This is a genomic window from Ralstonia sp. OTU4908 (assembly GCF_038440115.1).
GTDB lineage: Bacteria > Pseudomonadota > Gammaproteobacteria > Burkholderiales > Burkholderiaceae > Ralstonia > Ralstonia pickettii.
On record NZ_JASATD010000023.1, the window covers coordinates 22,551 to 43,631 of the forward strand.

A 21,081-nucleotide genomic window follows, 5' to 3' on the forward strand; every position below is an offset into this window, starting at 1 on the left:
CTCGGGCAATCCTCAGGCTGGCGTGAGAAAATCGCCGTTTTGTTGCAGACCATAACTAAGAACAGGTGAGGAAACATCCATGAGAGCCCCGTTGTTGCCCAAGGGTTTGCGCCCTGCCGTGCTCGCCGTCGTCGCATTGGTCGGTGCGCTGGCTGCCGGCCACGCCGCCGCTGTGCCGCCCGCAGAAATCTACAAGCGCGCCCAGCAGGAAAAACCCGCGCTGATCGACACCATGAAGACGCTGGTTTCGATCGAATCGGGCAGCAAGGACATCGAAGGCCTGGACAAGATTGCCGGCGTGGTCGCCGAGCGCCTGCGCGGCATGGGCGGCGACGTCAAGCTGATCGACCCCAGCGACCATGCCTACCGCATGGCGGACACGCCCGAGAAGATCGGCAAGATGGTGCTGGCGCGCTTCAAGGGTGAGGGCAAGCGCAACATCATGCTGATTGCGCACATGGACACCGTGTATCTCAAGGGCATGCTCGCGCAGCAGCCGTTCCGCATCGACGGCGACCGCGCCTACGGTCTGGGCATTGCCGACGACAAGAACGGCGTGGCGGTCATCCTGCACACGGTGTCGATTCTGCAGGCCGTCAATTTCAAGCAATACGGCACGCTCACGGTGCTGATCAACGGCGATGAAGAAATTAGCTCGCCCGGCGCGCGGGCCATACAGGCCAAGCTGGGCGCCGAGCAGGACGCCGTGTTTTCGTGCGAAGGCACGCGCGTGACGTCGGACAAGCTGTCGCTGGCCACCAGCGGCATCGGCGCGATCCTGCTGGATGTAAAGGGCAAGGCTTCGCACGCGGGCGGCGCGCCGGAGCAGGGCCGCAACGCGCTGTACGAGCTGTCGCACCAGGTGCTGCAGATGCGCGATCTGTCCAAGCCCGAAACGGGCCTGAAGGTGAACTGGACAGTGGCGCAGGCAGGCACGAACCGCAACGTGATCCCGGCCGTCGCCACCGCGCAGGCCGATGTGCGTCTGCTGCGCGCCGCCGATGCCGACAAGCTGGAAGAGACCGTCAACGAACGCATCAAGAACAAACTGATCCCGGATACGCAGGTCACAGCCAAGTTCGAGCGCCGCCGCCCGCCGCTGGAAGCCACGCCGGCGTCGCGCGCGTTGGCCGAGCACGCCCAGAAGATCTACGGCGAACTCGGCAAGACGCTGGAGATTGACGACAAGGCCGAAGGCGGCGGCACCGATGCCGCGTTTGCCGCGTCCAAGACCAAGGCGCCTGTGATCGAGCGCTTTGGACTGGCGAGCTTCGGCGCGCACTCGAACGACGCCGAATATGTGGACCTGAACTCCATCGTGCCGCGCCTGTACCTGCTGACGCGCATGGTCATGGACGTGTCGCGCGATCGCGTCGGCCTCACCAAATAACTGCACTGCAACGCGGCGCGTAAGCCTTACACGCGCCGCAGCACATCTCCTGCGCGAAGCCGCTGTCCCGCGGCTTCCCACCGCCCGGGTGCCGGGTATTCCGCTTGCTTTCCCCTGACGCATGTCCCCAGCGACGGCCGCCCGGCCGGTGGAGCGCGCGTCATGTCCGAACATCCCTCCGCAGCCCCAAACGACCCTTCCCGCGAATCGGATGGATCACCCGCCCGCCCCAGCCGGCGTGGCTTCTTGCAAAGCGCGGTGGCCGCGGCATCGGCGTTTGCGCTGCCGCATGAGTCCGCCGGCGCTCGCCCTCCGGCGCAGGGCGCGGCCCGCCCCGCTGCGTTGGCGCCAGCGCGGCCGGTCTCGCTCAATATCAATGGCAAGCCGTACGCACTGTCGCTGGAGCCGCGTGTCACCTTGCTCGACGCGCTGCGCGAGGTGCTGGGGCTGACGGGGACCAAGAAAGGTTGTGACCGCGGCCAGTGCGGCGCATGCACCGTCCTTGTGAACGGCCGGCGCATCAACAGTTGCCTGACGCTGGCGATCATGCACGAAGGCGAGGCCATCACCACCATCGAGGGCCTGGCGCACGCGCACGACGGCGTGGTCGACCGTGCGGCGCTGCATCCGGTGCAGGCGGCGTTTCTTGAACACGACGCGTTCCAGTGCGGCTATTGCACGCCGGGGCAGATTTGCTCGGCTGTCGCCGTGTTGGAAGAGGCGCGCCGCGGCATGCCGAGCGCCGTCACGTCGCCCGCGGCGCTCGGCAATGACGGCGCCGTTGCGCTGACCGAAGACGAAATACGCGAGCGCATGAGCGGCAACCTCTGCCGCTGCGGCGCGTACCCCAACATCGTGGCGGCGATTCGCGTGGTGGCTGCCAAGTCCGGCAACGTTGGCTGAGGAGCCGTCATGCAATCGATTGCTTATGACCTTGCATCTTCCGTCGAGGCCGCCGTGCGCCTGGGCAACGAGCCGGGCGCGCGCTACATCGGCGGGGGGACGAATCTGCTGGACCTGATGAAGGGCGGCGTCGAGCAACCGCAGCGGCTGGTGGACGTGAGCCGCCTGCCGTTGGCGCAGATTCGCGCGTTGCCCGACGGTGGCCTGCGCCTGGGCGCGATGGCGCGCAATGCCGACACGGCGGCGCATCCGCTGGTGCGCTCGCGCTATCCGCTCCTGAGCGAAGCGATTGTCTCGGGTGCGTCGGGGCAGCTGCGCAACATGGCCACCAACGGCGGCAACCTGATGCAGCGCACGCGTTGCCATTACTTCTACGACACGGCGTACCCGGCGTGCAACAAGCGGCAGCCCGGTTCCGGCTGTGCCGCGCGCGAGGGCTTCAATCGCATGCACGCCATCCTCGGCGCCAGCGAGGCCTGCGTGGCGACGCATCCGTCCGACATGGCTGTCGCCTTGGCCGCGCTCGACGCCACAGTGGTGGTGCACGGCGCGCACGGTGAGCGGCGTATCCCGATCGACGCGTTCCATCGGCTGCCGGAAGCGCACCCCGAAATCGACACGACACTCGGGCCCGGCGAGTTGATCGTCGCCATCGATCTGCCGCCGCCCGTGTTCGGCTCGCACGTGCATTACCTGAAGGTGCGCGACCGTGCCAGTTATGCGTTTGCGCTGGTATCGGTGGCTGCGGCGCTGGCCTTGCAGACCGATGGGCGCACGATTCGGGCGGCGCGCATTGTGCTCGGCGGCGTCGCGCACAAGCCGTGGCGGGCGCATGCGGCCGAGCAGATGCTGGTGGGCCAGGCGGTGGATGCGCAGTTGTTTGCCCAGGCGGGCGCGCTGGCCGTGCAGGGCGCCCGGCCGCTGCGCGACAACGGCTTCAAGGTGCCGCTCGCACAGCGGGCGGTGGCCCGGGCGCTCACCATCGCGGCCAATCCCGCCAATCCCGCCAAGCCGACAGGAGGTGTGGCATGAGCAACGTCGGCCAACCGCTGGACCGCACCGACGGTCTGCTCAAAGTCACGGGCCAGGCGCGTTATTCAGCGGAGTTCCAGGTGCCGCGTCTCGTGCATGCCGTGCTGGTGCAGAGCACCGTGCCGGCCGGTCGGATCACGCGGGTCGATACCCATGTCGCGCAGGCCATGCCCGGCGTGCTGCTGGTGATGACGCATGAGAGCGCACCGCGCTTGCCCAACGGTGGCAAGCCCGCGCTGGAACCGCCGGCCGGGCGCGTGCTGTCGCTGCTGCAGGACGATCAGGTGCATTACAACGGCCAGCCCGTCGCGCTGGTGGTGGGCGACACGCTGGAACATGCGCAGGCCGCAGCGCGCATGGTGCGCGTGGAGGTTGCGCAGCAGGCGGCGCGGCTCGATTTCGAAACCGCCCGCGCCGATGCGCACTCGCCCGGCAAGGTGCAGGGGCAGTCGGCCGATACCACACGCGGCGACGTGGTTGCCGGCATGGCGCAGGCAGCGCAGCGCATCGAGGCCGTCTACGGTACGCCCATGGAAGCGCACAACCCCATGGAGCCCCACGCGACCATCGCGGTGTGGGAGGGCGATTCGCTCACGTTGTACGACAGCACGCAGTACGTCTCGGGTGTGCGCCGCACCGTCGCCAAGACGCTTGGCCTGTCGCCTGACAAACTCCGTGTGGTGTGCCCGTTCGTGGGCGGCGGGTTCGGCTGCAAGGGCTCGGTGTGGTCGCATGTGGTGCTGGCGGCGATGGCCGCGCGCCAAGTGGGGCGGCCCGTCAAGCTGGTGCTGGAGCGGCCGCAGATGTTCGGCCCTGTCGGCGGGCGCCCGCGCACCGAGCAGCGCATCGCCATGGGCGCGGCCAGCGATGGCCGCTTCACCGCCATCTCTCACGACTCGCTGACCACCACGTCGATGATCGAAGATTGGACCGAGCCCTGCGCCGTCGTGACCCGCATGCTCTACGACACGCCCCACCAGCGGACAACGCATCGGCTCGCGCGCCTCAACATCGGCACGCCGACGTTCATGCGGGCGCCCGGCGAAGCCACCGGTACGTTCGCACTGGAAGTGGCGCTGGACGAGATGGCCTACGCGCTCGGCATCGACCCCGTGGAGCTGCGCCTGCGCAACGATGCGGTACAGGACCCGGAAAAACGCCTCCCGTGGTCGAGCAAATCGCTGGCGGCGTGCTACCGCGCCGGCGCCGAGCGCTTTGGCTGGGCGCGTCGCAATCCCCAACCGGGGAGCATGCGCAAGGGCAACACACGTATTGGGTGGGGCATGGCCACGGCCACCTACCCCGCAAACCGCAGCGCAGCGGCCGCCACCGCGCGCTACCTGCCGGATGGCACGGCGCAGGTCGAATCGGGCTCGCAGGATCTGGGCACCGGCACCTACACGGTGATGACGCAGGTAGCGGCGGATGCCATGGGCGTGCCGGTCGACCGTGTGCATTTCAGCCTGGGCGACACGCGCATGCCCGAGGCGCCGGTGTCGGGCGGATCGCAGAGCGCCGCCAGCGTCTCGCCCGCCGTGCAGGCCGCCGGCACGCGGGTGCGCGATGCGTTGATTGCCGCTGCCATTGCCGATGCCAACTCGCCGCTGCACGGGCTCGCTGCAGACGAAGTCACCGTGGCCGACGGCTTCCTGAGCGCACGCAGCGGCGCGCGTGAGCCCGTGGCTGCCGTGGTCGCCCGCTACGGCCGTCCCATCGAGGTGACCGCCAAGGTGCAGCCGGGCGAGGAAAAGCAGAAGTTCTCAATGCACTCGTTCGGTGCGGTGTTTGTCGAGGTGCATGTCGATGCGGATCTGGGCGTGGTCCGCGTCTCGCGCATCGTCGGCAGCTACGGCGTGGGGCGGTTGCTCAATGCCAAGACCGGCCGCAGCCAGCTCATGGGCGGCATCGTCTGGGGGATGGGCATGGCGCTGTTCGAAGAGAGTCTGCTGGACCCGCGTTACGGTCGCATCGTCAACAACAACCTGGCGGAGTACCACGTGCCCGTCAACGCCGATGTGCCCGACATCGACATCCTCGTGCTCGATGAGGCGGACCCGCACATCAACCCGCTCGGCGCCAAGGGCATCGGCGAAATCGGTATCACGGGCGTGCCGGCAGCCATCGCCAATGCCGTCTATCACGCCACCGGCCGGCGCGTGCGCGAATTGCCGATCATGCTCGACAAGCTCATCTGAGCATATGAAAAAGCCCCGCTGGCGCATCACCAGCGGGGCCAGAGTGGGCCAAGAGGCGGAAAACGGAGGATGCCTGGAGACCGGCCCGTAACTGCTCAATACGCGGCGAACGCGGCGAATGCCGTTATGCCGTTGGGCGCATCAATTCGGAACCGGATACCCGTAGACAGTACCGCCGGCTTCGCGGGAGCGGCCGGCCGGGTCGCTGCGCATGCCGTCCGAATACGGATCGAAGCGGCCGCTGCGCGCGCCCTCGGTATACGTGTCGAAGCGTCCGGTGCGGGCACCGTCGCTATAGACGTCGAACCGTTCGGCGCGTGCATCCTGCCCGAACACTTCCACGCGCGTGGCCTGCGCCCAAGCGCTGCCCGCCGCGAGGGCCCCGACCGCCAGCATGGCGGCCAACCCCATCTGCTTGAGTCGCATGGCGAACTCCTTCTTCAACTGATTTTCGGTGCTGTTTTAGGCGTGGTCATTTGCTGTCTTGCCACGGTCTACAGCCTAGGTCAGGGGGCATACCGTATCCACGGTGGTGCGACGAACGGTTCGTTGTCGGCGCCGAAATGATGCAAGTCAGCGCGAACGGCGTTCAAAGGCGCGCCAATGGCGTAGCGCCTCCGGACATTCCCCAACCTTTTTGTCTAATCAAGAGATCGGTTGAAAGCCCGTGCTCGGCTTTGATGCACCACAGCAGGGCATCTCCAGCCCGCAAGCCTTGCGATAGGCCGATTTGGTGCAGTGCATTAAGAGCGATGCGCGCTTACCACACTTGGTAGAACGATTCCGTGAATTGCTTTGCCGCGCATATGGGCTTTTGTTAAATTTGCGCGGCACTTCCGACACGGAAGTAAGGAAACGGAGGAGCCCAACCTCATGCACACGGGGTCGGGCGGTTTGAGACAACTCTTTTATTACGAGCCCACATGAAAAAGTCTGCCATTCTGGTTGCAGTTGGCGCCCTGTTCGCAGGTTCTGCCTACGCCCAATCGAGCGTGACGCTGTACGGTATTGTCGATACCAGCATTCACTACATCAACAACGCCAACCAAGCTGGCAACAGCGTGACCCAGATGGAAAGCGGCGCTGTGTCGAACAGCCGCTGGGGCCTGAAGGGCTCGGAAGACCTGGGCGGCGGCACCAAGGCTCTGTTCGTGCTGGAAAGCGGCTTCAACTCGGCCACCGGCAAGATGAGCAGCGCTGGTACGTTGTTCAACCGTCAGTCGTTCGTGGGTCTGTCGAACAAGGACCTGGGCACCATCACCCTGGGCCGTCAATACAACTTCGGCTTCACGACGGGCGGCAACTTCGACCCGCTGGGCGTGGGTAACTACGACGGCAACTCGTGGATGTACTACGGCCTGACCGGTCTGCGTGAATCGAACATGCTGAAGTACGAAGGCAAGTGGAACGGCCTGTCGGTCGGCCTGGCCTACGGCTTTGGCGAAGTTCCGGGTGCAGCAAGCCAGAACTCGTACGTTGGCGGCACGGTGGCCTATGAATTTGGCCCGGCCTACATCGGCGCATTCGCACAGCAGCACAAGGATATTGCTGGCAACAAGCAAACCGTTTGGGGTATCGGTGGTAACTACACCATCGCTGCGGCCAAGCTGTTCGCAGGCTACATCGACAGCAGCGACGCCACGGGTTGCGTGAACAGCTCGGCAAACTGCGTCGGCGGCAGCGCCTTTGGCCTGAACATTTACGGCAACGCCACCTCGGGCGCTGGCCTGACCCCGGGCGCCACGAAGCGTCGTGACCACGTCGGCATCCTGGGCGTGACGTACAACATCACCCCGGCCCTGGCTCTGACGGGCGCGTTCTACTACGACAGCATTAACAACGCTGCTCTGACCGCCGGCAACGACGGCAAGCGCTACACCGGTGTTCTGCTGGCCGAGTACGCCCTGTCCAAGCGCACGCAAGTGTATGGCACGGTCGACTACAACAAGGTCAAGGACGCAGCTCTGCCGGAACTGTCGGGTGGCGGCAACGCAACCGGCGTTGGCAAGTCGAACCAGACGAGCGTTGGCGTGGGTATCCGCCACATCTTCTAATCGACGCTGTCACTCGATTGGGAACGGAAAAGGCGCCTTCGGGCGCCTTTTCTTTTGCCTGCCGTTTTTGTACTTCGCCGGGGCGAGCTTGCCTGGGCATCGGCCTACAATGTTTCTTTCCGTTTCTTTCCTCCGACATTGCGCCATGACTTCCGCACGTACTGCCCGCCGTCGTCTGATTGCTTCTGCTGCGCTACTGTGCGCCGGTCTGCCGTTGCTTGCTGCTGCGCCGGTGCAAGCGCAGGACTATCCGGCCAAGCCGATTCGCATCATCGTCGCGTACCCGACCGGCGGCATTTCCGACAACGCGGCGCGTGCGCTCGGTGAAAAGCTGTCGGCGCAACTGGGCCAGCCGGTGGTGGTGGAAAACCGGGCCGGTGCCGGCGGCAGCATCGGCATGGACGCCGTAGCCAAGGCGGCTCCGGATGGCTACACGCTGGGCTTTTCGTCGGTGAGCCCGCTGACGCTCAATCCGCATTTCGGCAAGCTGCCGTACGACCCGCAGAAAGACATCGCGCCCGTGGCCAATGTCATGTACGCACCGATGATCCTGCTGGGCACGCCTTCGTTCACCGGCAAGAGCTTTGCTGACATGCTGAGCCAGTCGCGGGCCAAGCCAGGTTCGATCCGCTGGTCGACATCGGGCCTCGGTACGGTGGGGCATCTGGCGCTGGAGCAGATCAAGTCGCAGGCGCGTGTGGATATCACGCTCATCCCGTACAAGGGCGGTGGCCAGCAACTGACCGATGCGCTGGGCGGCCAGGTTGAAGTCATGTCGACCAACGTCGGCCCGACCCTGATGCAACACATCACGAGCGGCAAGCTGCGCCCGCTCGCGGTGGGCGCGCCGCACCGGCTCGATGCGCTGCCGAATGTGCCGACCTTCACCGAGCTGGGTTACGCCAAGGCGAATATGGCGTCGACCTTCGGCGTGTTCGCGCCGGCCAAGACGCCAGCCCCCGTGATTGCCCGGTTGAATGCAGAGATCAACAAGGCGCTGGCTGCGCCCGATCTGCGCGAGCGTCTTACGCAGGCCGCCGTGGTGCCGGCCGGCGGCACCGCCGAGCAATTTGCCGCGGCCATCCGCGCGGAATACGACAGCAACGGCCGCATCGTGCGCGCCGCCTGCATCAAGGAACAGTGAGCCGGCTTACGCCGTAAACCGGTACCCCACGCCGACTTCGGTCAGCAGGTGTTCGGGCCGCGCCGGATCGCGTTCCAACTTGTGGCGCAGATGGCCCATGTAGATGCGCAGGTAGTGGCTGCTGTCGGAATGCGCCGGGCCCCAGACTTCGCGCAGCAGCTCGCGGTGCGTCATCACGGTGCCGCGGCGGCCGAGCAGCACCGCCAGCAGCCGGTATTCGATGGGGGTGAGATGCACCGCCTCGCCGTTGCGGCTGACCAGGCGGCGCGCCAGGTCGACTTCCACCTCGCCGAAGCGGATGACGCTGCCGCCGTCTTCGCCGCGCTTGGCATGTCGCCGCAACAGCACGCGCAGGCGCGCAACCAGTTCGCCCACGCCGAAGGGTTTGGTCAGGTAATCATCCGCGCCCGCATCCAGCGCTTCGATCTTGTCGCGCTCATCCACGCGGGCCGAAAGCACGAGCACCGGCACTTCCGTCCAGGTGCGCAACTCGCGAATCAGCTGCATGCCGTCGCCATCGGGCAGACCGAGATCGAGGATCACCGCATCCGGCTGACGCGTGCCCGCTTCGATCAGGCCGCGCTCGACGCGGTCGGCTTCGTGGACTTCGCAGCCTTCCTCTTCCAGCGCCGCGCGCACGAAGCGCCGGATGTGCGGTTCGTCATCGATGACGAGGACAGTGGGTGTGAATGTGAACGGCATGGCAGGCATTGTAGAGCGAGTGCCCATGAAAAACGGACCCTGCGGGGTCCGTTTTTCATGGGGCGAGGCTGCTTCGCTCAGGCCTTCTTCGCCCAGGCGCTGCACCAGCCCTTGTTGGCGACGTCCTTGCCGGCGAACAGCGGGCAGCCGCCTTGCGCAGCCGTACCGCCTTGGTACAGGGCGCAGTTGCCGCAGTGCTGATCCGGCGTGTGCTTCGGGAACTTGGCCTTGTCGGCCTTGGTCGTGTCAGCCACGTAGCCCAGTGCCTTGGCTTGCGGATCGGTTTCCGCCACCATCGGTGCAGCCAGTGCCAGGTCCGACATCGACATGACGGCGCCCGCGGCGGCCACAATGGGGATGCTCTTCAGGAATTGACGACGATTGGACATGCTGATTCCTTTTGTGGGAGTGTGTTGTCTGGCGTCCCGTGCCGCCCGCGCAGTGCTCAGGCTCGCCCTAGGGGACAGCGGACGGCGTCGGCGCGCCGTTTACCCGCTCGTGCATTCTGGCACAGCAATTGGCCGCCGGCATCTGCGTACGGTCAATGTTCCCCATACCTGTGCGCAGTAATCGCTGACTTTCGCGGCCCTCCATCCACGTCGCGCCCTGACGCGCATGCACCGTGTGGGCGAGGCCTGCAGCCATCAGCACGGGGCGCTGTCCACCGAACCACGGGCGGACCCCGGTGGCAATTTGCCGCAGACGCCCGCGTACTTATTTCAGCAGCCCTCGCAACGCATTTAAGAATGCGTCGCATTCATCGTCGGTGCCGACGGTGATGCGCAGATGCTGGTCGATGCGTGCGAGCTTGAAGTGGCGCACGAAGATGGCTTGCTCTTTCAGGCGCGCCGCGAGCGTGGCCGCATCGTGGACCGGATGCCGGGCGAAGACAAAGTTCGCCATCGACGGCACGACTTCGAACCCCAGCGCCTGCAGCGCTTGCGTCAGTCGCACGCGGCTTGCCACCACGCGCGCGCACGTGGTGCGGAAGTACGCATCGTCTTCGTAAGCCGCTTGGGCCGCCGCCTGCGCAAGGCGGTCCAGCGGATACGAATTGAAGCTATCTTTCACGCGGTTGAGCGCTTCGATGAGCGCCGCGTGCCCGAACGCGAAGCCGACCCGCATGCCGGCCAGCGAGCGCGACTTCGACGTCGTGTGCACAACCAGCAGGTTGGGATAGCGGTCGATGAGCGCAATGGCGGACTCGGCGCCGAAATCCACATAGGCCTCATCCACCACGACCACCGACGACGGATTCGCGGCGACGATCCGCGCGACCTCTGCCATCGGCAGCGCGTGGCCGGTCGGAGCGTTCGGGTTCGGGAACAGTACGCCGCCTGCGTCGCCAAGATAGTCATCGGCGCGGATGGAGAAATCGTCTGCCAGCGGCACCACTTCGTGCTGCACGCCGTACAGCCGCGCGTAGGTCGGATAGAAGCTGTACGAGATGTCGGGAAAGCGCAGCGGCTTGTCGTGCTTGAGCAGCGCCTGAAAGACGTGCGCCAGCACTTCGTCCGACCCGTTGCCGGCAAAAACCTGTTCCGGCTTGAGGCCGACCTGCGCGGCGACCGTCTCGCGCAGCCGGCGCGAGAGCGGATCGGGATAACGGCGCAGGCTGTCGCCCGTCTCTCCCAGCTCTGCAGCGATCGCGGCCACCACGCGCGGCGACGGCGGGTACGGGTTCTCGTTGGTGTTCAGCTTGATGGGCCGCGCGATGGCCGGCTGTTCGCCCGGGACATAGGGCACAAGTTGCTGAACGATATCGCTCCAATATCGGCTCACGGTTCGAATCCTGATGGGTGGTGATTTTCAGTGTGCCCGCAGCGCGATCGAGGAATCAAAAAATGCAGGGGGACTGGACACGGTTCGGAAACAGGCAAACAGCACGTTCCAGCAGAAGCGCGGTTCTGAAAGGGAAACCGTACAAGTTTGGCTTAATCTTTGATGTTTGGCGCGCCCGGCTGGGATCGAACCAGCAACCCCTGCCTTCGGAGGGCAGTACTCTATCCATTGAGCTACGGGCGCATATCGGCGCAGAACGCGCCGAAAAGGAAGCCCCGCAGGATAGCGCATTTGGGCGCAAGCGTCCATCGCAGCCCTGTGAGCCCCTGGGTATGACGCCTGCTGCTACAACGTTTCGTTGGGTTTTTGACGCAGGTCGAAAAGCGGCGCCTAGGGCTGTCCCGCGTGTCAAAGGCCAAAGCATTGCGGATATAATCGTGCGTTATTTGCCAGAAGAAAGACGGGGACAGGTCTGTCTGGGCCGACGCGGCGATTGCATCGCCATGGTCTTCCTGCCCTCATCGCGATCCAATGCGGCCCCCACGCACTGCCGGCGATGCTCGTGACCTTGCCGGCGGCGCTCCGAGGGCTCCAAGAGCGGTTCCACCATCCTGAGAGTTGAGCATGAGCGACGCGCAACACGACGAACACGAGCCTCTGATCAAGACCCCCAAGCAGCTGATCATCGCGGTCATCGCCGCCTTTGCCGTTCCCATCCTCATCATCATCCTGCTGGCCAATTACGTTGGCCTGGGCGCCCGGGAAGGCGCAGGCGGTTCCGGCATGTCGGAAGAGGCCGTCAACGATCGCATCAAGCCCGTTGCGCAGCTCGAACTGAAAGACCCGAACGCACCGCGCGTTTTCAAGACCGGCGAGCAGCTCTACAAGGAAGTCTGCGCGACCTGCCACGCAGCAGGCGTGGCCGGGGCGCCGAAGTTTGGCGATGCGGCAAGCTGGGGCCCGCGCCTGTCGCAGGGACTCGATGGCCTGACGAAGGTGGCACTGGCCGGCAAGGGCGGTATGCCGGCGCGTGGTGGCACGTCGCCGGATGACGTGAGCGATTACGAAATCGAGCGGGCCATCGTCTACATGGCCAACTCGGCCGGTGGGAAGCTGCAGGAACCGGCCGCCCCGGCCGGCGCGGGCGCAGTACCGGCTCAAGCGGCTGCACCGGAAGCATCGGCCCCGGCGGCTGCACAGGCTCCGGCCGCTGCTGCGCCGGCACCTGCTGCGGCAGCACCGGCCGCGCCGGCTGCAGCCGCCGCACCGCAAGCCTCGGCGGGCGAAGTTGGCAAGAAGGTCTACGAGTCGACTTGCCAGATGTGCCACGCCGCCGGTGTGGCTGGCGCGCCGAAGTTTGGCGACAAGGCCGCCTGGGCGCCGCGGATTGCCCAAGGCAAGGCCAAGTTGTATGACTCCGCGCTGCACGGCAAGGGCGCGATGCCGCCCAAGGGCACTTACGCCGGCTCTAACGACGATGTGAAAGCCGCCGTCGACTACATGGCCGCTGCTGCCAAGTAAGCCGCTCTGCATTCCAGAAGAAGCCCGCCTCGAGCGGGCTTTTTCGTTGCCTGCCGCAGCACTGTCACGCGCGCGGCACGCCGTTTGCTATGCATTTTTTGATGTGCGGAGAACGATGCAGCCATGCTGCTGCGCCGCGCATACGTCTGTGCAATGAGGCAAACGGAGGTTGCGATGCGAACGGAACGAACCACGCTGATCTACTGGGTGGCGGCTGCGCTGGCAATGGGTGGCTCGACAGCCATGGCGGCCGACAACTGGGTCAAGCTGGCCCCGCTGGCGAACAACAGCGGCTCGCTCTATCTGGACAAAGACTCCATCGAGCGCAACGCGGATGGCACCGTGCGCGCCACCACGCGCGACGCCTATGACGCGCCGCGCAAGCTGTCGGACGGCAAGGCGTATCAATACGATACGCGTACGTCCGTCTACGACTGCAAGGAGGGGCGAATCCTGCCGGTCAGTGCGCTGATCCAGGACAGCCAGCACGGCACGGTGCTCACCAAGACCATCGACGGCCCGCGCTGGGAGGCCGTCGTGCCGCGCTCAGAGGGGGAGGCGATCCTGCGCGCCGTGTGCCAAAAGTAGTGCGCTGACGATGACGTTACTGAACGGCCGCCGCCGGCGCAAGGTCGACGCGCAGCGTGCCGTCCGCGTCCATGCGCGTGGTGCCGCGCGCGGCGGCCTCGCGGTAGTGGTACAGGTCGAAGCGCAGCGGCCCGCGTGTTGATGTATCGGTCACGAGAATGCGGCTGTTGGCGACCAGCACGTTGTACATCTTCAGGTCTCCGGACTGGATCCAGATGCGGCTCGCGGCGTCGGTTGGCGCCGGCGCACACATGGCGGGCGCGGGGCCGAACCCGAGCACCAGCCCGTCCGGCGTAACACGCGCCGTCTTCATCTGACCGACCAGGCGCGGCGGCGGGAAGACCGTGTATTGGTCCAGCACCATGTCGTTGCCATCCAGCTTGGCGCCGGTGCGATTGAGCGGCGCAAGCTGCGACAGCTCCAGCCCCATCCCCCTGAGCAGCGCCAGCGTCTGGATGCCCATCACGCGTGCCTCGGTGGGCGTGTAGACGAGATAGCGCGATTCCTTGAGCGCCAATGTGCCGCGCATGCCGAACGGCAGCCACACCCCTGGAAAATGGTTGCGCAGCTTGAGTCCGCCCGACACGTCTAGCACGCCGTCGCCGGGCGTGAGCGACAGCGCATTGAGCGAGCGCGGCGAATAGTCGAGCAGATACCGGTTGAACAGCGCGTCGAGCGAATCCTTGGGCACCGTCACTTCCCCGCCGAGGATGCGGATGTCGAACTGGCCCGGGTCGTCCATGTCGACGGGCTGCCCCGGCTTGTGCGGCACGAGCTGCGCAGTGAGTTGGTGCACGTGGAAACCGATGTCGCCGGTGATGCGGAAATCCACATCGCGCATCTGCACGACGGGCGGTGCAGTGCCGGAGTCGCGCGCCGCGGCCGGGCCGCTGGCGTTGGGCGCGCCCGAGGACGGATCGCAGCGCTGCGCCCATTGCTGGCGCACCGTGGTCAATTCCTTGCGTTGGGCGTTGGCCATCGGCGGCTCGGCGGCACGGGCGAGCGCGCTGACCAGAAGGCCGGCCAGGCCAAGCGTCACCAACGCCAGGCGCAACATCACGGCAGCGAGAGCGAAGGCGGGGGCGATCATGGCGCGGTCCTCTTGGCGAGTTGCAGGGCAGGCTTGCTGGTCTTGGCAATCGCAGTTGCCTTGGCGGCCTTGGCAGCGGCGAGGGTGTCGAACGACGGCATCAGCACGCGAATGCCGCCATCGGGCGAGAAGCGCAGCGACCCCGCCACAAGCTGATCGCGATAGCGGTACAGGTTGAACACGAACGGTTTGGCCGGGTCGGCCACGACAATATCGATGCGCGCGTTCATCGGCATCGAGCGCATGAAGCGGATGTCACCGCCGCGGAAGAGGATGTACGGGCGCTGGGCGTCGGTGGCGTTGGCCAGCGGCGGCATCTGCGGGTTGCCATCGCCGATCTGCATGAGCAGCCCGTCGCGCGTGACGCGAATGGCGGAAAGCTTCAACTCCAGCGCGGGCGGCGGAAACAGCTTGGGCACCTGCATGACGATCTCGCTGCCAGTCAACTGCACGGCAGGCGTCGACACCGGCAACAGATCGGCCAGTTCGATATGCGCCGCGCCCATCAGCGCGCCGGCGTCCTGCCCGCGCACCTTGACCACGTTGGGGCGGAACACGATGGTCTGCGGATCGCGCAACACCAGCGGGCCGCGCAGCTCGATCGGCACCCAGGCGCCGCGCCGGCGCATCTCGGCGCGCATGTCGAGCGTGCCGTCATCAAGCGAGAAGCTGAAGCCGCGCAGCGGCGGATCTTCACCCGGCCCGCGCGCAAACACCACGGTGTTGAAGAGCGCGGCCATGCTCTCGGCCGTAACGCGCACCGAACCGCTCACCGGCTGCAGCGTGTACGACGACACATCGTCGAGCCACACCGGGTCGCCGGGCGCACGCGGCACCATGCGCAGCGCGAGCTGATCGACCAGGAAGCCCACGCCGCCATCGAAACGAAAATCGACATGACGCAGATACGAGATCGCATCGGGCTGGCCCGAATCGCGCAGCGTGGCGGGCCGCACCTCGCGCGTGGCGAGAGTGCCTGACTGGAACGGTGCGCGTGCCTGGGCCCGGGCGTCTTCAAGCTGTTTCGCTTTTTCGGCTTCGATGGCGCCGTGGCCATCGCCGGCGGTGGCGCAGCTTTGCAGCAGCAGCGCCGCCACCACTGCGCCCGCAGCCCGAAGCGCGCTATTTCGATGACGCAAGGTCAAGTCCCACATCGACGGTCTCCTCGTCGTGAGAAACGCACCGGAAACGTTCCGGTCACCGACGCGGTCTGTCGCCGCGCTCGTGTAGAATTTTTTGCATGCCTGCCCGCAAACCAACCGGCGACGCCGGTCCGCCTGCCACTCCGCCCGCCCGCGAGTTCACCATCGATGAACTGGCGCGCGCGGCTGAAACCACTGTCCGCAACGTCCGCTCGTATCAGGACCGCGGCCTGATCGATCCGCCCGAGCGTCGTGGTCGCGTGGGGATCTACACGCAGGCGCATCTGGGGCGGCTCAAGCTCATCAATCATCTGCTCGGGCGCGGCTACACGCTGTCCAACATCCAGGAGCTGCTCAAGGCCATCGTCGAGGGCCATGACCTGCGCTCCATCCTCGGGCTCGAATCCGCCATCGCGAGCCCCTGGTCGGACGAGTCGCCCAAGCACTACTCGCTCCTGGCGCTTGCCAAGCTGTTTGGCCGCGCCATGTCGCGTCAGGCGCTGGCGCGGGCCATCTCGCTCGGCCTGCTTGAACCCGATGGCCTCGGCTATCTGGCGCGCAGCCCGAAAGCGCTGCTTGCCGGCGCGCAGATGGCGAAGGCCGGTTTCCCGCTCATCGAAGTGCTCGACATCATCGAGCGTGCCCGGCCGCATACGCAGGCGGTGGCCGACGATCTCGTCGCCATGGTCGTGCGCGAACTCGACAAGTACGGCAGCGATCTGCCGCCGGTCGAAGACGTGCCGCGTCTGGTCGACGTGATCTGGCGCATCCGTCCGCTGGCGCTGGTGGCGGTTGAAGCCGAGCTGATGCGCGCGCTTGAGTCGGCCGCCAACAAATACCTGGGCGACCGCGTGGCGCAGGTCATCGAGCACATGCATGAACCGCCGGGCAGCGCGCCCGGGCCGGACAAAGGCTAGTGTCTCCGGCGCGCCCATGCGTGGGGCGCGCCTGATCTATTTCTAGTTTGATCCCGATGCGACGGGTGCTGCAGGCGTTTTGAATGCCTGCTCAAGATCCGGCCGCGCCCGCCGTCGACAGCTTGCGGCGGATCGATGGCGACGGCGCTTCGCCGTTTGCAGCGGCGTACGCTTCAATTTCCGAGATCAGCTTGGGCAGGCGTTCCAGTGCGTCACGGTTGTCTTCATCCCACGGGTGGAACGAGGGCCGGAAGAAGTCGAAGAATTCCGGGATGATCTTGCGCAGCGGCGCCGGGTGAATCCACAGGAAATGGAACGCCTTACCGAGGCCGAGGAATTTGTGCTTGACGGTGCGGTCCGCAAAGATCAGCCGCAAGTGCACGTAGAACACCATCGCCCAGAAGGTAACGGTCGTCACCAACATCGTCAGCGTGCGCGTGAGGTATCGGCCGACGCCCGGCTTGATGGCCAGGTTCCATACGTCGTAACTGACGGCCTTGTGCTCGGTCTCTTCCATGGCGTGCCACAGCCAGACCTGGCGATAGCCCGATTCCGAATTGCGGCCCAGGCCATCTTCATGTGAAAGCACTTGGCCGGCCAGCATGGCGGTGTAGTGCTCGAGCGCCACGGTCACGGCCAGTTGGTGCGACTTCGGGGTCCACTTGCGCAGCACATTCAGGAACTTGCCAATAAACCGGTCGATGCGCGTGGCAGGCAGGCCGGCGCGATCGAGCAGGTCGTTGTACAGCACGTGTTCGCGCGTGTGCATGGCTTCCTGCCCGATGAAGCCGGCCACGGCTTGCTTCAGTTCGGGGTCGGTCACCAGATGGCGGTAGTTGCGCACGCTGTCCATGAAGAAGCGCTCGCCGGTCGGGAAGAAGATCGACAGCGCGTTCAGGAAGTGGGTCACGTGCGGGCCTCGCTCGTGCCAGTTGCTGATGCGATCAGCCGGCAGGTGAGGATGCACGTCGCGACGGACTGGCATCATGGGCGGTTCTCCTGGAATGTGGTTTCTGAAAGGCGCGTCGATGCGCGCCCCTGATCGAGGAATGCACAGAGGTCGGTCCCCACGCGTACGGGGTCTTCCTCCATCGGGATATGGCCGAGCGCCGGGTACATGCGCAGCGTGGCGCCGGGAATGCGGCGGGCGAATTCGCCGGCATGCGCGGGCGGGATCCACCGGTCGCGCTGGCCCCAGAGGATGAGCGTGGGCACTCGGATCGAGGCCAGCCCGCTGGTATCGACATCGTCAAAGCGGAACTTCGGCACCATCTTGCCGATGGCCTGTCGTGCACCGTCGGCATAGAAGAAATCGGCGTAGCGGCGCAGCGTGGGTTCGGACACGCGCGACGGGTCGCCATACACATCGCGCGTGGCGGCGCGGATGATCCCCTCGGGCAGCATCCACGGCGACGTCATCCGCACGCCAATGTGATTGAACAGATCGATGTAGATCGGCAGCTTCATCGGGAAGCCGGCGGAGTCGATCAGCACGAGCTTCTCGATGCGGCCCGGGTGCCGCACGGCAAAGTCCCACGACACCATGCCGCCCAGCGAATTGCCGATCAGCGTGAGTTTCGACAGGCCGAGCGTGTCGACAAACGCGTCGATGAAGTCGCGGTACAGCGGCAGCTCCATCGTGCGCGGGCGGCCCTGAGCGTCGCGCAGTGGGCCGGTGATGCCGAACGGCGGCAGGTCGAGCCGGATCACGCGATAGCGCCGCGTGAGTTGCGGCAGCACGCCATCCCACGTGTGCAGCGATGCGCCAAAGCCGTGGATCAGCAGCAACGTGCCTTCGGAATTGGCGGCACCTTCATCGGTGTAATGCACGCGCGTGCCCATCAGTGGCAGGTAGCGCGATTGCGGCTTGGCGTAGCGCGCGATCAGCACGTCGCGCCCGATGCTGCGCAGGCCGATGCGGCCGGGACGCAGCATCGCGCGGGCGACATTGAGCAGATTCGCGCGCGGGGGGCTGGCGAACAGTTCGCCGGTGGTGGCCGTGTCCATCGGCACCTCCTACTTGGCGCGCGCGGTGGCCGGCGCCGTATCGTCGCGCAGTGCCTTCTTGCGCGTGCGGCGGGCTTCGCGCACGACCAGCGCCTGATACGCGGCAGGCAGCACGCGGGCCATCACGTCTGCAGCGTGCGCGTCGGGGCCGATCAGCACGCGGCGCTTGTTCTTGCGCACGCCATCCAGGATCACCTGCGCGGCCTTGTCTGCCGAGGTGATGAAGAACTTCTCGAACTCGGCCTTGCCCTGCTGTTCGTCGCGCACCAGAAAGCCGTTCATGCTCGGCGAGACGCGGCTCGACTTGGCAATATTGGTCTTGATGCCGCCCGGGTGGACACACGTGGCCGACACGCCGCAGTCCATCAGATCGAGTTCCTGGCGCAGCGCTTCGGTGTAGCCGCGTACGGCGTACTTGCTGGCGTTGTACGCGCCCATGCCCGGCTGCGCGAAGATGCCGAAGATGCTCGACGTATTGATGATGTGGCCGTTGCCCGTTGCCTTGAGCAGCGGCAGGAACGCCTTGGTACCGTGCACGACGCCCCAGAAGTTGATGTTCATGATCCAGGCCAGCTCGTCGTCTTCCATGCCTTCGATCGTGCTGGACAGCGCCACGCCCGCGTTGTTGAAGATCAGGTTGACCTTGCCGTGCGCAGCGGCCGCTTCCTCGGCCCAGCGGTACACGGCGGCGCGGTCGGCTACGTCCACGGCGTGCGTGGTCACGCGGATCCGGTCGCCTTCATGCGCGCGCACCAGTTGCAGCGTCTGCGCGAGCGCCGCTTCATTGCGATCGGCCAGCGCGAGGTGGCAGCCTTCGCGGGCCAACTGCAGCGCCAGCGATCGGCCCATGCCCGACGCGGCACCCGTAATGGCGGCAACCTGATTATTGAATGACTTCATGGCGGGGTCTCCGTGTGGCTGACGCGCGTCAGGCGCGGTCGAGCGCTTCTTCGTTAGGGGTGTTCTGAGCGGCGGGCACCGTGCGGGCAGGTACGCGCAGCGGCACACCCTTCGGCACGGCCATCGGGCGCGTGCGGTAATCCGCCAGGCGGAAATGCGCGGTGGCGCGACGGAACTGCCACGTGAATCCCGGCCACAGCGTCGTGTTCTTGCCGGTCTTCGGATCGAGGTACCAGCTCACGCAGCCGCCGGCAGACCAGATCGCGTTCGACAGCCGCTTCTGGATGCCGTCGTTGAAGCGACGCTGCACATCCGGGCGCACGTCAATGGCGGCCACGTTGTGTGCGCGCATCGACTTCAGCGCATCGACGATGTACGCCACCTGCGACTCAATCATGAACACCATCGACGAGTGGCCGAGCCCCGTGTTCGGGCCCACCACCATGAAGAAATTCGGGAAACCCGACACGGTCGTGCCCAGGTACGCCTCCGCGCCGTGCTTGTCCCACGCATCGACAATGTCCACGCCCTGGCTGCCAAGCAGCACGCCGCGCGGGAACGGGTCCGTTGCGTGAAAGCCGGTGCCGAAGATCAGGCAATCGACTTCGCGCCGCGTGCCGTCGGTGGTGACGATGGCGTTGGGCTCGACGCGTGCGATGCCGGAGGTGATGACGTCGACGTTGTCGCGCGTGAGCGCCGGGTAATAGTCGTTCGAGATCAGGATGCGCTTGCAGCCGATGGTGTAGTTGGGCGTGACCTTCTCGCGCAGCACCGGGTCTGCAATGCGGCGCTTGATGTGGCCGCGTGCCATGCGTTCCACTGCTTTCATTAACTTCGGATGGATCACGAAGCCGAGCACGCGCGATTCCAGCATCCAATAGATGCCCGTGCGCATCAGCTTTTGCGTGAACGGCAGGTGGCGGAACAGCCAATGCTCCGCGCGCGACACCTTGCGGTCGGGCTTGGGCAGGATCCACGGCGGCGTGCGCTGATACAGGTCGAGGCGGCCGACCTTCGGCGCAATCTGCGGCACAAACTGGATGGCCGACGCACCCGTACCGATCACGGCGACGCGCTTGCCGCGCAGGTCGTAATCGTGTTCCCAGAGCTGCGAGTGGAAGGCCTTGCCCTGGAAGGTTTCGATGCCGGGAATGTTCGGCCAGGCCGGACGGCTCAGGCCGCCCATACCTGAGATCAGCGTGCGGGCGCGGTAGCGGCGGCCGTCGGCCATCTCCAGGTTCCACACGCCTGCAGCATCGTCGAATGCCGCGCGCGCCAGTTCGTGATGGAAGCGCACATGCGGGCGCACGCCAAATTCATCGGTGCAGCGCTCCAGATACGCGCGGATTTCCGGCTGCGGCGAATACATGCGCGACCAGTCCGGATTGGGCGCAAACGAAAACGAGTACAGGTGCGATTGCACATCGCACGCGCAGCCGGGGTAATGGTTGTCGCGCCACGTGCCCCCAACGGAGCCCGCCTTTTCAAAAACGAGGAAGTTGTCGATGCCGTGCTGCTTGAGCTGGATCGCCATGCCCAGGCCGGCAAAGCCCGTCCCGATGATGGCGGCATCGATCAGGGGCGGGGCGCCGGGGCTGTGCGAGGTCGGCGCAGAAGCGTCGGCACGCGGGAAATCGGTCCGTGCGTTCACGTGGTGTCTCCGTGGGCACCACTTGGGCGCCTCTTAATGTGACATTGATCGATGTCATCGTAG

The 21,081-nt window shown here is 65.8% G+C and carries 19 protein-coding genes and 1 tRNA gene; 9 read left to right on the top strand and 11 right to left on the bottom strand.

Translation table 11 applies throughout. The annotated features are described in order from the left end of the window. Window positions 1-79: 79 nt before the first annotated feature. The 4 genes from AAHM38_RS18070 (at window position 80) to AAHM38_RS18085 (ending at window position 5,520) form a co-directional block, all read left to right on the top strand. The gene (locus AAHM38_RS18070) at window positions 80-1,390 is read left to right on the top strand and encodes a M20/M25/M40 family metallo-hydrolase (protein ID WP_015855811.1); all 1,311 of its coding nucleotides are present in this window, start codon (window positions 80-82) and stop codon (window positions 1,388-1,390) included. 162 nt (window positions 1,391-1,552) lie between these two features. Next, the gene (locus AAHM38_RS18075) at window positions 1,553-2,293 is read left to right on the top strand and encodes a 2Fe-2S iron-sulfur cluster-binding protein (RefSeq protein WP_015855810.1); all 741 of its coding nucleotides are present in this window, start codon (window positions 1,553-1,555) and stop codon (window positions 2,291-2,293) included. 9 nt (window positions 2,294-2,302) lie between these two features. Further along, window positions 2,303-3,325, top strand: coding sequence for an FAD binding domain-containing protein (locus AAHM38_RS18080; RefSeq protein ID WP_015855809.1), 1,023 nt, complete (start codon window positions 2,303-2,305; stop codon window positions 3,323-3,325). Beyond that, window positions 3,322-5,520, top strand: a complete 2,199-nt coding sequence (locus tag AAHM38_RS18085; RefSeq protein ID WP_015855808.1) for a xanthine dehydrogenase family protein molybdopterin-binding subunit — start codon at window positions 3,322-3,324, stop codon at window positions 5,518-5,520. The genes AAHM38_RS18080 and AAHM38_RS18085 overlap by 4 nt, the downstream gene beginning before the upstream one ends. A 141-nt stretch (window positions 5,521-5,661) precedes the next feature. Here AAHM38_RS18085 and AAHM38_RS18090 read toward each other — a convergent pair whose 3' ends face one another. Then, the gene (locus tag AAHM38_RS18090) at window positions 5,662-5,946 is read right to left on the bottom strand and encodes a hypothetical protein (protein WP_009239694.1); all 285 of its coding nucleotides are present in this window, start codon (window positions 5,944-5,946) and stop codon (window positions 5,662-5,664) included. A 497-nt stretch (window positions 5,947-6,443) separates the two neighbouring features. Between AAHM38_RS18090 and AAHM38_RS18095 the strand changes: the two genes are divergently transcribed. Together AAHM38_RS18095 and AAHM38_RS18100 are read left to right on the top strand one after the other, a co-directional pair. Continuing rightward, the gene (locus AAHM38_RS18095; RefSeq protein ID WP_004628872.1) at window positions 6,444-7,574 is read left to right on the top strand and encodes a porin; all 1,131 of its coding nucleotides are present in this window, start codon (window positions 6,444-6,446) and stop codon (window positions 7,572-7,574) included. A 145-nt stretch (window positions 7,575-7,719) separates the two neighbouring features. Then, window positions 7,720-8,718, top strand: a complete 999-nt coding sequence (locus AAHM38_RS18100; protein ID WP_015855807.1) for a Bug family tripartite tricarboxylate transporter substrate binding protein — start codon at window positions 7,720-7,722, stop codon at window positions 8,716-8,718. Between the two features lie 6 nt (window positions 8,719-8,724). On the opposite strand, the gene kdpE is transcribed toward AAHM38_RS18100, so the two are convergent. The 4 genes from kdpE to AAHM38_RS18120 form a co-directional block, all read right to left on the bottom strand. Beyond that, window positions 8,725-9,429, bottom strand: coding sequence for a two-component system response regulator KdpE (gene kdpE / locus AAHM38_RS18105; protein ID WP_009277253.1), 705 nt, complete (start codon window positions 9,427-9,429; stop codon window positions 8,725-8,727). Window positions 9,430-9,497: 68 nt separating this feature from the next. Further along, entirely contained in the window at window positions 9,498-9,809 is a 312-nt protein-coding gene (locus tag AAHM38_RS18110) for a high-potential iron-sulfur protein (protein WP_004628878.1), read from the bottom strand. Window positions 9,810-10,134: 325 nt separating this feature from the next. Continuing rightward, window positions 10,135-11,202: a histidinol-phosphate transaminase gene (gene hisC, locus AAHM38_RS18115; protein ID WP_015855806.1), complete on the bottom strand. Its 1,068-nt coding sequence runs from the start codon at window positions 11,200-11,202 to the stop codon at window positions 10,135-10,137. A 167-nt stretch (window positions 11,203-11,369) separates the two neighbouring features. Beyond that, a tRNA-Arg gene (locus AAHM38_RS18120) sits at window positions 11,370-11,445 on the bottom strand. A gap of 381 nt (window positions 11,446-11,826) precedes the next feature. Between AAHM38_RS18120 and AAHM38_RS18125 the strand changes: the two genes are divergently transcribed. Together AAHM38_RS18125 and AAHM38_RS18130 are read left to right on the top strand one after the other, a co-directional pair. Next, on the top strand, window positions 11,827-12,723 hold the full coding sequence (locus AAHM38_RS18125) for a c-type cytochrome (RefSeq protein ID WP_015855805.1): 897 nt from the start codon (window positions 11,827-11,829) through the stop codon (window positions 12,721-12,723). Window positions 12,724-12,897: 174 nt separating this feature from the next. Next, a complete protein-coding gene (locus AAHM38_RS18130) occupies window positions 12,898-13,311 on the top strand; it encodes a surface-adhesin E family protein (protein ID WP_009239699.1) in 414 nt (137 codons plus the stop codon). 16 nt (window positions 13,312-13,327) lie between these two features. On the opposite strand, the gene AAHM38_RS18135 is transcribed toward AAHM38_RS18130, so the two are convergent. Both AAHM38_RS18135 and AAHM38_RS18140 read right to left on the bottom strand, forming a co-directional pair. Then, complete coding sequence (locus AAHM38_RS18135) at window positions 13,328-14,401, bottom strand: LmeA family phospholipid-binding protein (RefSeq protein WP_015855804.1); 1,074 nt, start codon at window positions 14,399-14,401, stop codon at window positions 13,328-13,330. Beyond that, on the bottom strand, window positions 14,398-15,555 hold the full coding sequence (locus tag AAHM38_RS18140) for a hypothetical protein (protein ID WP_015855803.1): 1,158 nt from the start codon (window positions 15,553-15,555) through the stop codon (window positions 14,398-14,400). Before AAHM38_RS18140 ends, AAHM38_RS18135 begins: the two co-directional genes overlap by 4 nt. Window positions 15,556-15,641: 86 nt before the next feature. On the opposite strand from AAHM38_RS18140, the gene AAHM38_RS18145 reads away from it, so the two are divergent. Then, window positions 15,642-16,460 (top strand): MerR family transcriptional regulator, encoded by an 819-nt coding sequence (locus tag AAHM38_RS18145; RefSeq protein ID WP_103519363.1) that lies wholly within the window; start codon window positions 15,642-15,644, stop codon window positions 16,458-16,460. 91 nt (window positions 16,461-16,551) lie between these two features. Here AAHM38_RS18145 and AAHM38_RS18150 read toward each other — a convergent pair whose 3' ends face one another. From AAHM38_RS18150 to AAHM38_RS18165, 4 genes are read right to left on the bottom strand one after another with little or no spacing between them, the layout of a single operon-like run. Then, window positions 16,552-17,448, bottom strand: a complete 897-nt coding sequence (locus AAHM38_RS18150) for a metal-dependent hydrolase (RefSeq protein ID WP_015855801.1) — start codon at window positions 17,446-17,448, stop codon at window positions 16,552-16,554. Beyond that, the gene (locus AAHM38_RS18155; protein ID WP_015855800.1) at window positions 17,445-18,467 is read right to left on the bottom strand and encodes an alpha/beta fold hydrolase; all 1,023 of its coding nucleotides are present in this window, start codon (window positions 18,465-18,467) and stop codon (window positions 17,445-17,447) included. Before AAHM38_RS18155 ends, AAHM38_RS18150 begins: the two co-directional genes overlap by 4 nt. A 9-nt stretch (window positions 18,468-18,476) precedes the next feature. Beyond that, window positions 18,477-19,367, bottom strand: a complete 891-nt coding sequence (locus AAHM38_RS18160; RefSeq protein WP_009239705.1) for an SDR family NAD(P)-dependent oxidoreductase — start codon at window positions 19,365-19,367, stop codon at window positions 18,477-18,479. Between the two features lie 28 nt (window positions 19,368-19,395). Continuing rightward, window positions 19,396-21,018 (bottom strand): flavin-containing monooxygenase, encoded by a 1,623-nt coding sequence (locus AAHM38_RS18165; RefSeq protein WP_015855799.1) that lies wholly within the window; start codon window positions 21,016-21,018, stop codon window positions 19,396-19,398. Between the last annotated feature and the right edge of the window lie 63 nt (window positions 21,019-21,081).